Source organism: Blautia acetica, from assembly GCF_038739805.1.
GTDB lineage: Bacteria > Bacillota > Clostridia > Lachnospirales > Lachnospiraceae > Blautia.
In genome coordinates, this window is record NZ_JBBEWO010000007.1 from 101,776 (window position 1) to 113,842 (window position 12,067).

Here is a 12,067-nt window from a genome sequence, read left to right on the forward strand (position 1 = left end):
TCTTTGTCCGGGATTATCAGTGGCATTTGCTCCAGCCGCAGCTTTTGCAGATATTACATCCCTCTTCAAAAACAAGCGGCTCTCCACATTCCGGACAGTAAATTTTATCGGTCTCTTCCCGCTTGGTAACTGCCTTTGGTTTCGGGGCTTTTTTTACTTTTCCCGAATCTTTTTTCTCTCCCTTCTGGCTTAATTCTTCCTGCATTTCCCTATACATATCCATAAGGGCATTCCCCACAGCCATAGGGCAGCAGGCCCCCTTGCTGGTATCCTTCCTGGTCACTCTGCGGGCCGTATAAGACGGACAAGAACCGCTGGAATTCAACTGGTCCACAATCGTTTCAATGTCAATACCGCCTCTTGCACTGATAGAAATCATACGGGAAAGTCCTACCATAAAGTTATTGCAGCCTCCGGTAGAACCCTTGCTCAAATACGTTTCCAAAAGCGCTCCTGTATGCGGGTCAAACAGGGCAATGCAATGCAGACTGCCGCAGCCCGTTATCAGTTTTCGCTTCTTTCCTACCACATCATCCGTTACCAGAATAATCTCTCCACGCTTTAAGCCTTCTCCGGCTGTGACGGTTTTCGTTTCTTTTGTATTGAGAATACCAATCCGCTTGCAGCCGTCACGGAAGATAGTAATCCCTTTCAATCCCTGTTCAAAGGCATACATATAGAGGCTTTCTGTCTCCTCTACGGTAAAGCTTTCCGGTACATTGACCGTAGAACTAATAGACGCGTCAATGTGCCGCTGCCATATGGACTGCATATCAATACGCTGACGATAATCCAGAGTCATGGCTGTCACAAAATAATCCGGAAGCTGTTTGTCATCTGTAAGATTATGCTCTTTCATATAGCTTTCCACAATTTTAGTATACACTTTATAGTATACATCCGCGCCGTGAAGCGACTCTGTTTTCCGCTCATAATAATTTGCATATACCGGTTCAATTCCTCCGGAAATTCCCAGCATGGTAGACAGTGTTCCCGTAGGTGCAATCGTCAGAAGCTGTGAATTTCTAAGGCCATGTTTGCGTACCAGCTCTCTTGTTTTTTCCGTAGTATTGGCAAGAAAATAAGGCGTTTCCATAATCTCTTCCACCTTACATTGCGGAAACGCTCCCTGTTCTTTAGCCAGCTTTGCAGAAGCGGCAATGGCTGTATCGGCCATGGCAAAGCCAATCTTGTCGCACATCTTTACGGCATCCTCTTCTCCATAAGTCAGCCCCAGCTTAATCAGTGCATCTGCCAGTCCCATGATACCCAGTCCTATCTGTCTCCACTGAGCCACACTTTCTCTCTGCTCCGGCAGGGGATGAAGGGGAAGCCCCTCTTCCAGCACTTCGTTTAAAGCCTTTACAGAAGCCTGTACACAGAGTTTAAATCCATCAAAATCAAAAAATGCCTCGTCCGTAAAAGGATTCTCTACAAACTGCGCCAGGTTTACACTGCCCAAAAGACAGCTTCCTCCTGCCGGGAGAGGTTCTTCTGCACAGGGATTGACTCCCGCATAAGAAAACTCCTTTGTATTGCTCAAAAGATTCCAGCCTGTAATACGGTCCCAAAACAGCGCTCCTGGTTCTGCATAATCCCAGTTTGTTTCCGTAATTCTGCGGAAAAGTTCTCTTGCATTGACCCGTTTTTCAATGACTTCTCCCGTAGTTTCTCTGGTATAATGCAAAAGATATTCTTCATTCTTTTTCACGGCTTCCATAAAATCCTCATGAATACGAATGGAAATATTGGCCTTGGTAACCTTGTCCAAATCCGTCTTTAATTCAATAAATTCCGCCACATCCGGATGGGAACAGTCAATGGAAATCATCAACGCACCGCGTCTTCCATTCTGTCCGATGAGCGCTGTCACCAGAGAATACAACTCCATAAAGGACACGGCTCCGCTGGTTTCTTTCGCTGCATTATTAATCTTTGCCCCCCTGGGACTGAGTTTTGAAATATCCACACCACAGCCGCCGCCATAGCTGTAAGTACGTGCCAGTTTCTTAGCACATTCAAAAATACTTTCAATTTCATCTTCCGGCGGTGCAATCACATAACAGTTAGAATAGGTCACTTTTCTTCCCTGTTTATTCAGCCCCCGGTTGGATAAAATCCGTCCCCCGAACAAAAACTTTTTCTCTTTGATATACCGGCCGATTTCTTCATTGCCGCCGCTGATTCTCTGAATCCAGGCTTCAAAGTCCTCTCCTTCGCTGCAGTATTTCTTTGTCCAGATATCCATTCCAAGCTGGTTTTCCTGTCCCAGCCAGTCTTCGATTGTCATAGTTCGCCCTCCACTACTATATTTAGTTAACATATATTATGTTAGCACAATATATTGGTGGTTTCAAGCCCATATTTCTAGTTGCCACATTCGATGCTGATTTCATTAAATTTCCCCAGAATGTCATCGATTTGAACCTTCTGCTTTTTCTCACCCTTCATATCCATAACCGCTTTTCCCTGGTGCATCATCACCAGACGGTCCCCGTATTCTGCCGCATACCGCAGATTGTGGGTGACCATAATGGCTGTCAGCTTTTTCTCTTTCACAATACGGTCTGTCAACTGCATGATAATGTCTGCGGTCTTAGGGTCTAGCGCTGCTGTATGTTCGTCCAGAATCAGAAATTCCACCGGAGTCATAACGGACATCAAAAGGGACAAGGCCTGCCGCTGACCACCGGACAATGCGCCTACTTTCACCTGCATTTTATCCTCCAGTCCCAGCCCCAGCTGGGCAAGCTGTTCCCGATATTCCGGGATTTTTTTTCTGTTAGTTCCTCTTTGCAGTCCGAAGATTTTCCCTTTGTGTTCTGCCATAGACATGTTTTCCAGAATTGTCATATCCGGACAAGTTCCAAGCGCCGGGTTCTGATAAACCCTCCCAATGGAAGCCAGTCTCTTATACTCTTTTATCTTTGTAACCGGCTTGTTGTTTATCAGAATTTCTCCTCTGTCCGGCTGCATGCTGCCGCATATCAGATTCAGCATGGAAGTCTTGCCGGAACCGTTGCTGCCTACTACAGAAACAAATTCTCCCTTCTGAACCATGAACTGAAAGTCTTCAAACAAACACATTTCATTTACAGTTCCCGGATTGTAATATTTGTAAATATTCTTTAATTCAAGCATCTTCTCACCTCTTCTTTTCCGAACGTTCCAACACCAGAACAAAAATCAAAACTGCCAGAAGAAAGACTGCGGAAATCATCTTCATGGCCTTTGGCGCAAAGTATTTAATCGCAATTCCGGTGCAAGCTTTGTAAAGAACCGCGCCTGCAAAAACAAAGGTTGTAATCTTGAAAAAGTCACTTCCCTTCCCCCCAAAAAGCCTGGTTAACAGCTTATAGAGGCTGGTTCCCACAATAACACTGGCAAGTCCGATAACCATAGCCCCTGTGCCGGAAGAAATGTCGAACACCCCCTGCTGCTGACAGAATACACTGCCGCTTAAAGCCACAAGCCCATTGGAAATCCCAAGTCCCAGTATCTTCACATTCCCCTTATCCTTGGCTAAAGAAGTAACCAGAAGTTCATTATCTCCCACTGCCCTTAACAGATATCCGGACCTGGTCTGCAGATACAAATCCAGGCAGATTTTGCTCACTGCCGCTACAGCCAGAATCAAAACCAGAGAGAAATACGAGGGTACCGTACCACCGAAAATTCCTTTAAAAAAATTGTTTTTAAAAATCGTAGATTTTGAAAATAGAGGTACATTATTGGCGCCTGCCACCATGAGGTTTACGGTATAAAGAGCGGTCATCATAATGATTCCGGAAAGCAAATCCCTCACCTTACATTTCACATGAATCAAACCAGTGCAGACACCCGCCGCTGCTCCCGCCAGAAAGGCAAGAGGCAGAGTAAAACAGGGATTAATTCCCTGTTTTAAAAGAACTGCTGTCACGGCTGCTCCCAGAGGGAAACTGCCGTCCACAGTCAAATCCGGAAAATCCAGAATTTTATAAGTAATATATACACCCAAAGCCAGGATGCCGTAAATCAATCCCTGCTCTACAATACTCAATGCGAAATCCATTGTCCTTCCTCCTGCCTGTGTTACTCTTCCGTAATCTCCGTAAAGACTTCTGTTGCCTCATTTTTCATGTCTTCCGGAATCTCTATGCCGAGATTTTCGGCTGCCTTTTCATTGATGTACAGACTGCTGTCTGTGAGAAGTTCATATTCCATTTCTTCTGCTTTTGCTTCCCCTTTCAATATTTTCGCTGCCATTTTTCCGGTTTCTTTTCCCAGATTGACATAGTCCAGACCCTCTGCCGCCAGACACCCCAGCTTTACCTGTTCAATTTCGCTTCCGAATACCGGAATTTTAGCTTCCTCTGCCTGACTTAAAATTGTGGGAAGTGCGCTTACTACGGTATTATCTGTAAGATTGGTCAGACAATCTACTTTTTCTAAAAGGCCCGCTGCTGCTAAAGATACCTCCGAAGTATTGGTCACTCCTGCTGTTTCAATAGTGAATCCGTAATCTTCTGCGTATTTTTCATACTGCTTAATACTGTATGCGGAATTGGCTTCGCTGGTGGTATACAGGATTCCAATGGTTTTTGCTTTTGGCAGCAATTTGCGAATCATCTGCAGCTGTGCTTCTACGGGAAGCTGGTCACTGGTTCCCGTCACCGCACCTACCGGCATTTTATCTTCTGTTGCAAGTTCCGCTTCTTCCGGATTTGTTACTGCTGTATACACCACCGGAATTTCTGTATTTACCGCAGAATTGTAAGCCGCCTGTGCACTTGGAGTAGCAATGGCACAAATCAAATCCATATCTTCGGATACAAAGTTGTCTGCTATCTGTGCTGCTGTTGCTGTATCTGCATCTGCATTGCTCACCTTAATTTCCAGATTTTTTCCTTCCTCCAGTCCCTCTTCTTTCAGTCCTTCTATAAAGCCTTCCCGGCAGTTATCCAGAGAACCATGCTCTGCAAACTGTGAAATTCCAATAGCATACTTACCGTTGTCTGCGGATACGTCCTTTGCTGTGCCGCAACCTGTCAAAACACCTGCTGCCATCCCCATAACCAATACCATTGCCAATACTTTTTTCTTCATTTTTCCTGTCTCCTTTTCATTTTTCTCAAAAGCCATCCATCATTTTCTGTGAGACAAAAAAACCGCCTCAAGTTCATAAAAAACTTGAGACGGTAATAACATACATTATTATCGCGGTACCACTCAATTTGACGAAATGTCCACTTTCTCACATACTGACATATGCTCCTGATTGATAACGGGTTCGGTTCCCGACGACGCCTACTTTTTTCATTTCGGGCCGCCCTCGAAAGGCCATTCAGCTTCAAAGTCCATACGGCAATCCCACCATCTGCCGCTCTCTGTGATTTCCTTTCAAACCTACTCTTCTTTCTCATCGGTTTCGCTTTTGTTGGTCTTATTCTATGTCGCTTTTTCTATTTTGTCAACCTGTTTTTGGCAATTTTTTTCTGCACGCTTCCTTTGTGATACCTGCCATAACTCTTATTTATAGCTAAGTCCAAAGTTCAGCTCATAATAATTTCCGGCAGCATCTCTGTATGCATAAGCTTTACCGTTTTCGTCTTTCATGGACTCCGGCATATATTTATCCTTGTCATATCCCGGCACATCATTAGGTGAAATGCATACGCCTTCTGCATTTACGGCAATGACACTGTCATCTTTCGGAAGGGTCATGGGCATCTTTCCTACTGGCGCAAATCTGCCGAAAATCACATCCAGAACAGCACTTGGATAGGTATCAAAGCCAGCCAGAAGTGCATCTGCATACGGCTCTGCATTGCCTACCATCCAGGCCAGCGTAAAGTTAATATTGGTTACCACTTTTCCCTTATTTTTGTGTACTGCTTCCGCAATTTCCGCCAGTTCTCTCGCGCCGGAAAGCGTGGTTTCCAAGTGTGTGGTTTTGGCAGGTCTGCCCTCTTCATCTACATCACAGACTTCCTTTCCGTCACAGATATCCAATTCCAGATATCCCGGTGTTGCGTTGAAGTATTCACCTGAACTTGGAGATACAAACAAAAGAGCCAAATCTGCTTCTTCGGGATTTTCAGTCAGCGTAAGAGAGGTCTCTGCCTGCAGCTGTTTTTTCAGTTCCTCTGTTGCTTTTTGTGCATTTTCTTCTGTCTTGTTAAAACATCTTGCATAAACCTTTTTACCGGATACTTTCTCTTCAGTCAAAGGAAGTATACCGTCGTTTTTCAACAGTACCACGGACTGACGGTGTACCTGCTGTGCGTGTGTCCAGTCTTCTGGGTTGCCTACGATTTTCACTGCTTCTTCCGGATTTCTGTATGGATTTTCAAACAATCCCAGTTGAAATTTTTCAATTAAAGTACGTTCTACTGCCCTTGTAAGCGCTTCCTCGGAGAGGGTAATCTGTTCTGCCGTATAGCCTTCCGGAACTTTATGTCCCTGTACGGTATAGTAGCCTTCTTTCCATCTTCTGTAAGCCTCTTTGGCATCTTCCAGGTCATAAGAACCGCTGATAATATCCACACCGGCATTAACGGCCAGAGCTGCTCTCTCACAGATTTCCAGTTCTTCCACACCCCAGGCCATCATCTGCATGATACCGGAATCGCTGTTAATATATCCCTTAAATCCCATCTGTTCACGCAGCATTTTATTGATAAAAAAGTCATTAAAAGCAAAGCCTACAGGTTTCCATTCAATGGGATTTCCTTCTAAATCATACTGCTTCTGACTCTTCTCCTTTGCCGGCTTTGCATAATAAGGCATAATGGAAGAAGTATTCTTTGCAATGGCTGTTTTAAAAGGCGGAATGTGGTAGGTTTCCAGGCTGTTTTCTGTCTGGTAAACATTCCACTGCCCCTGTTTATAATGAGGGTCAAAGCCGTTTTCTCTGGCACTTCCGCCCGGAAAATGCTTGACAGTCATGGCAACGCCGTCTGCTGTTACGCCCTCTTCACTTCCCTGTACACCGGGAATCAGACGCTCCAGAATCTCACTGATAAGCTGGGAATCTTCCCCGAAGGTTCCGTAAGTTCTCTGCCATCTGGGGTCTGTCATACAGTCTGCCATGTACATATAGCCTTTCTTCATACCAACTGCATCCCACTCTCTTCGGATACAGGACGCAAAATCGTCAATGAGTTCTGCACCTGCACCTTTTACGGCAGCTGCAATTCCCAGAGTTCCCGGCCATGCTGCAAAGACACCGGAAGCATCATTCATACCGAAAACCACCTCACCGTTTTCATTTCTGGAGTTGGAAATAACCAGGACTGGCAGGAAATGCTCGCCCTCCTCTGCCACGCTGTTCATCTCATTAATCCAGTCTGCCAGTTCGTCCGGCTTCGGATTTCCTCTTAAAATAAAGTGCCGAACTTTCCAGTCTTTGATGGTTTCTGTAGTTCCTACAGTAGAATTGACAGCAAAAATAGAGCTTCCCTTTTCCACCGGTTTTTCATCTAACAGTCCGGTTTCGTCTACAAATTCTTTATCTTCCTGCTCAATTCCCATTTTCCAGGAACTCAAAAACAGCTGACCGATTTTTTCGTCCACAGACAACTCTGCGGCCAGGGCTTTGGCTCTTTCCTTTGGGGATTTTCTCCAGTCTTTATAGGTATTTAATTTTCCGTCTCCGTTTATATCTCTGAAATACAGTCCGTCTTCGCAGATAACCTGCTGTTGTGTAACACCGATTTCAGGTCCGTTTTCATTTTTATAATAGCGGATTTTTTCGCTTGCTTTCTGCTTTTTAATTTCTGTCATAAAAATTCTCCTTGTTTTTCTTTTTACCTTATAATTGTATCATTTTCGACTTTAAAATTTCAAGGAATTCTTTTCTTAATTTTTTCTAAAAAATCTTTTACAATAGCAGGTTTAACGGCAATACACACAGAGCAGCAAACAGTACCGCCCCGGAAAACACTGCCCATCTGACAACGGGAATATCCTTTTTCTGCAGCACAATGACCATGGAAAACACCAGGAAAAGCCATATCATAAAGATACTGGTAAGGATTCTTTTTACAGTAAATCCATAAACATAAATATACATTCCCATTCTGCTCATAGCGGTCACTAAAAGCAGCAGGGTCAGCAGAGAAAAAACAATGTTCAGGATGCGAAGCCGGTGGTTTTCTCTGCGTATAGTCCTGGAGCAGCCGTTCATAAACAGGAGCAGGCACACGTTCAAAGCAGCCACACCACATAGTTCAAAGAATCCCTGTCTTGCATACTGTGCATAAGTCAAATTTTCCGGGAGAATTCCCAGACATGCAGAAAACAGATACTGTCCCTGGATTATCATAAAGAGTACATACACTAGTGAAATTATCATTGCAAAGGTGTAAATACTGGTATCCGGAATCATATGAAACCCTTCCCCGGACTCTTCTTCCCACTCTTCGCAGACACTTTCATCAATATGTCTCCGATACACACTGCCATAAGAAACGCCGAACATCAAACCTCCAAAAATCAGAGACATTATGAGACAAAGCAGGTTGCTCATCAGCCCTCCGCCTATGGTTATCCGTGAAAAAGCAAGGCCAATAAGACTTGCAAATTCCTTATCTGCACTGGATAAGGCCGGAAGAATAATAGCCAAAACCGGAATGGCACAGACAATTCCCAGGAAGATTTTCTGCCCTTCTTTCTTCTCCTTCTTTCCTTTGTATATCTGAAAAGCAACCCGTATCTGACAGAAAAAATTTAATACAGGAAGAGAAAATAATCCATGCCAAAGGTCTAAAAGTACCCAGGAAGATGTTCTTTTTCCTACCAGAAGCCCATCCATAACAGCCAACGTTCCGTAAGCTGCAGCTACAAACCACAACAGAAACTGGGCAACTGGAATAATGCTGTAAAAACCATAGGATACACCCACACAGAGCAAAATCACAGTCCAGAATATCTTTTCTTTCGTTACCTTCAAACCTTTTAAACGACTGTAACTCCACAGCACAGCCAGATAAAACAGGGTAAATCCCGCTACCTTTAACTGAAATCCGTTTTCTGTCTGTCCCAGAAAAGGAACCTCGTCAAACTCAAATATTTTCCATAAACCATAGCCTAAAAGCAGATATAAAACCGCGAAACACCGGTCCCATTTATCACTCTCTGTTTTCTTAAAAATGGGTGCACTTTCATAAGCCAAGCTCATTTCTGCACTTGCCTTTTCTTGATTTTCCATATCCAAACCTCTTTTCTGTTTTGAAATTTCCCGCTTCAGGCGGAGTTTTTTATTCTTCTGACACGTACTCCAGAATATCCCCTGGCTGACACTCCAGCGCTTTGCAAAGGGCTTCCAAAGTAGTAAAACGAACGGCTTTTGCCTTGCCGTTTTTCAGAACGGACAGATTCGCCGGCGTAATGTCAATGGCTTTTGCCAGGTCTCCGGCACTGATTTTTCTCTGAGCCATTACCACATCTAAATTCACCACAATAGGCATTTTTCCTCATCCTCTCTATATGGTATAATCATTTTCTTCTTTTATCTTTTCTGCCTGGGCAAACACATTTTTTATCACCCGAAGAACCAGCGCCATGAAGAGGGCTGCCACACACAAAGCCCAAAACGCTATGTAATAAAAGCCGCTGATACCAAAAATCACTCCTGCCGCCAGACAGCACCAGGAAAGAATACGGAGACATCTGGTATTCTCTGCAACAAACACCTCATCACGGCTGATATTAGACAGCAGACGATTCATCTGATACAGTGCCGCTGCCACAGGAACTGCCGTCGCATAATTAGTAGCCAAAAGCCAGTACAGTTTCCCCTCTAAAAATGGCGCTCGCAATTCGATAAAAATGCGGTACAGCCACGGAGCCCCTGCACACATCCCCATCAGTATGGCTGTAAAAATACCAATACTGATTCTGGTCAGCTTTAAACTTTTATCCTGATTCCAGTTCATAATCAAACCTCCTGATTTTCTCCCGGACAAAAAAACAGTTCTCTCCGGGATTCCTTTTTCACAGAATACCACAGTTAGAACTGTTTTTCAATATGTTTTTATCGTTTTTCGATAATTTTTTATTTTTTTAAGATATGGCCTCTTTCTCACTCTGCCTTCAGATTTTCATACATTTTTTCTGAAACAGGAACAGGAATCTGAAGCCGCCTGGCCTCTTTTATCAGATAGCCGCTGAAGGTCTCCAGTTCATTCTTTCGTCCTGCCTCCATATCTCTTTTCAGAGAACTGGTGGAGCCTGCGTCCAGGCTCATAAAGCGCTTGTATTCGCTTTCCACATAGCCGTCCCGGATGGAAATCTGCTTTGCCAAAGCAACTGCACAGGCTTCTTCCAACAGGGTTTTAAATTCTTTGCATTTTTCCGGAGAAGTCTGCAGGGTATCGGTCATTTCCATGTAATAGGCAGTCAGCACGTTATAAGCACAGTTAAATATGTATTTTTCCCATACGGCCGCCTGGCTGTCCAACACATATCGACAGTCCACGCCAGCCTCTTTCAGACAGTCACAGGCCCGTTTTACACCTTCTGCTTCCTGGGTTTTGGCATTGGTTTTTCCCACATAAATCTTCGCGTAATTGCCAATCTGAGTAATGGAATAATCCGGATTAAAGAATGCGGTAATGTAAATCACGGCTTCTCCTACAATTCCTTTTTCAAAGAATTTCTCTGTCCGCTCTGCAGTATCCGCCCCGTTCATAACAGGAAGAATGACGGTATGTTCGTCTATGCAGGACTGCAAATCCCGGCACACTTCCTCCAGAGAATAATTCTTTACACAAAGAAAAATAAAATCCTGTACTTCCCGTATCTCCTGTCCGCTTTCCACCACTTTTTTCGCTCTGGCCGTGATTTCTCCGTGATACTGGCTATGCAGACGAATGCCTTCTTTTTCCAGAGATTTTTTTCGCTCTCCTCTGGCTACCAGAGTTACATTTTCATAGGTTTTTGCCAGCATACCGCTTAAATATCCGCCGACGCCGCCGATTCCCACTATCGTAATTTTTACCTTCTTTTCCATACACTCTGCCTCCCGCATTAATCACATGCAGCTTTAAATTCTGTCCAGTTCTGGTTGTAAACTTCCTCTGCTTCTGTACTGACATTCTGGATAATTTCTCCCTTTGTTACAGAATCCGGCACCACTAAATCCGGATTTACCAGGTCATCTGCTGCTTTATTTGTACAGTAGTAGCCCACAAAGTCAAAGCATTTTGCAGCCACTTCCGGCTCCAGAATATAGTTCAGAAACTCATAAGCTTCCTCTGTATCCGGTGCGTTTTTAGGAATAAAGAAGTTCATAATTCCGAATCCCAGTCCCTCCTTTGGATAAACCACCTTCAAATCCGGATTTTCCTGTAACGCAGCAATAACCTGGGATGTATATAAGATAGCCACAGAGGCCTCTCCGTTTAACAGGGCATTCTGGGTATTCGTATCCTGAATCATACGGATATTGGGAGCCAGACTGACCAGCTTTTCCCCTGCTTCCTTTATCACTGTGGGGTCTTCTTCGTTCATGCTTTTCCCCATAGTCAGAAGCACCATTCCTTCCACTGCACGATAACTGGCAATGGTGGCAATCTTGTCTTCCAATTTGGAATTCCATAAATCTTCATACCCTGTTATCTCAAAGTCCACCTGCTCCGGGTCATACACAATCAGAGGAATCCCCGCGCCATGGGGAATGGTATATTTGTTGTCCGGGTCGTAAAACTGGCCCTGATACAGGGGATTGATGTTCCCGTAATTGCTCAGCTTTGACTTATCCAGTTCCTTTGCCAGACCATTCTTGACCACCTGTTCAATGATGTAATCATCACCAATAACCACATCATAATCTTTTCCATCTGACTGCTGTACCTTCTCCAGCATCGTTTCATTGGAGTCAAAATTGGAATTGATAATACGGATTCCTTTCTCTTTCTCAAAGTCATCCAGAACCTCCTGTGGAAAGAGTCCTTCCCATGTATAGAGCACCAACTCCTTATTGTTTTCCTCCTTTTCTCCACCGCAGCCGCTCAGCAGGCTTCCTGCCATAATACTGCAAAGAAGAATTGCTAACACTCTTTTTTTCATTGTTGTATCCATTCCT

General features: G+C 44.2%; 10 protein-coding genes and 1 other annotated feature. All 10 genes read right to left on the reverse strand.

Annotation, left to right across the window (positions count from 1 at the left end; genetic code table 11):
* Positions 1–16: 16 nt before the first annotated feature.
* On the reverse strand, positions 17–2,290 hold the full coding sequence (locus WBS51_RS06920; protein WP_291683569.1) for an adenosylcobalamin-dependent ribonucleoside-diphosphate reductase: 2,274 nt from the start codon (positions 2,288–2,290) through the stop codon (positions 17–19).
* 77 nt (positions 2,291–2,367) lie between these two features.
* On the reverse strand, positions 2,368–3,141 hold the full coding sequence (locus WBS51_RS06925; RefSeq protein ID WP_173750244.1) for an ABC transporter ATP-binding protein: 774 nt from the start codon (positions 3,139–3,141) through the stop codon (positions 2,368–2,370).
* A 4-nt stretch (positions 3,142–3,145) separates the two neighbouring features.
* On the reverse strand, positions 3,146–4,051 hold the full coding sequence (locus WBS51_RS06930; RefSeq protein ID WP_291683568.1) for an ABC transporter permease: 906 nt from the start codon (positions 4,049–4,051) through the stop codon (positions 3,146–3,148).
* Positions 4,052–4,071: 20 nt separating this feature from the next.
* Positions 4,072–5,085 carry an ABC transporter substrate-binding protein gene (locus tag WBS51_RS06935; protein ID WP_173750242.1) on the reverse strand — a complete coding sequence of 338 codons (1,014 nt, stop codon included), beginning with the start codon at positions 5,083–5,085 and terminating at the stop codon, positions 4,072–4,074.
* 82 nt (positions 5,086–5,167) lie between these two features.
* Positions 5,168–5,411: a binding site (T-box leader), on the reverse strand.
* Positions 5,412–5,508: 97 nt separating this feature from the next.
* Positions 5,509–7,764, reverse strand: coding sequence for a glycoside hydrolase family 3 protein (locus tag WBS51_RS06940; RefSeq protein ID WP_291683567.1), 2,256 nt, complete (start codon positions 7,762–7,764; stop codon positions 5,509–5,511).
* 97 nt (positions 7,765–7,861) lie between these two features.
* Positions 7,862–9,190 carry a DUF4153 domain-containing protein gene (locus WBS51_RS06945; protein WP_294461733.1) on the reverse strand — a complete coding sequence of 443 codons (1,329 nt, stop codon included), beginning with the start codon at positions 9,188–9,190 and terminating at the stop codon, positions 7,862–7,864.
* A gap of 49 nt (positions 9,191–9,239) precedes the next feature.
* Positions 9,240–9,449, reverse strand: coding sequence for a helix-turn-helix domain-containing protein (locus WBS51_RS06950; protein ID WP_173750239.1), 210 nt, complete (start codon positions 9,447–9,449; stop codon positions 9,240–9,242).
* A gap of 15 nt (positions 9,450–9,464) precedes the next feature.
* Positions 9,465–9,917: a DUF2975 domain-containing protein gene (locus WBS51_RS06955; RefSeq protein ID WP_173750238.1), complete on the reverse strand. Its 453-nt coding sequence runs from the start codon at positions 9,915–9,917 to the stop codon at positions 9,465–9,467.
* Between the two features lie 146 nt (positions 9,918–10,063).
* Positions 10,064–10,993, reverse strand: coding sequence for a ketopantoate reductase family protein (locus tag WBS51_RS06960; RefSeq protein WP_173750237.1), 930 nt, complete (start codon positions 10,991–10,993; stop codon positions 10,064–10,066).
* Between the two features lie 17 nt (positions 10,994–11,010).
* Entirely contained in the window at positions 11,011–12,051 is a 1,041-nt protein-coding gene (locus tag WBS51_RS06965) for a polyamine ABC transporter substrate-binding protein (RefSeq protein WP_291683565.1), read from the reverse strand.
* Positions 12,052–12,067 lie beyond the last annotated feature (16 nt).

Bases quoted from the DNA above. Each gene is read 5' to 3' on its own strand.
- WBS51_RS06925 (WP_173750244.1), bottom strand. From the start codon at position 3,141: ATGCTTGAATTAAAGAATATTTACAAATATTACAATCCGGGAACTGTA.
- WBS51_RS06960 (WP_173750237.1), bottom strand. From the start codon at position 10,993: ATGGAAAAGAAGGTAAAAATTACGATAGTGGGAATCGGCGGCGTCGGC.
- WBS51_RS06940 (WP_291683567.1), bottom strand. From the start codon at position 7,764: ATGACAGAAATTAAAAAGCAGAAAGCAAGCGAAAAAATCCGCTATTAT.
- WBS51_RS06955 (WP_173750238.1), bottom strand. From the start codon at position 9,917: ATGAACTGGAATCAGGATAAAAGTTTAAAGCTGACCAGAATCAGTATT.
- WBS51_RS06965 (WP_291683565.1), bottom strand. From the start codon at position 12,051: ATGAAAAAAAGAGTGTTAGCAATTCTTCTTTGCAGTATTATGGCAGGA.
- WBS51_RS06920 (WP_291683569.1), bottom strand. From the start codon at position 2,290: ATGACAATCGAAGACTGGCTGGGACAGGAAAACCAGCTTGGAATGGAT.
- WBS51_RS06945 (WP_294461733.1), bottom strand. From the start codon at position 9,190: ATGGAAAATCAAGAAAAGGCAAGTGCAGAAATGAGCTTGGCTTATGAA.
- WBS51_RS06950 (WP_173750239.1), bottom strand. From the start codon at position 9,449: ATGCCTATTGTGGTGAATTTAGATGTGGTAATGGCTCAGAGAAAAATC.
- WBS51_RS06930 (WP_291683568.1), bottom strand. From the start codon at position 4,051: ATGGATTTCGCATTGAGTATTGTAGAGCAGGGATTGATTTACGGCATC.
- WBS51_RS06935 (WP_173750242.1), bottom strand. From the start codon at position 5,085: ATGAAGAAAAAAGTATTGGCAATGGTATTGGTTATGGGGATGGCAGCA.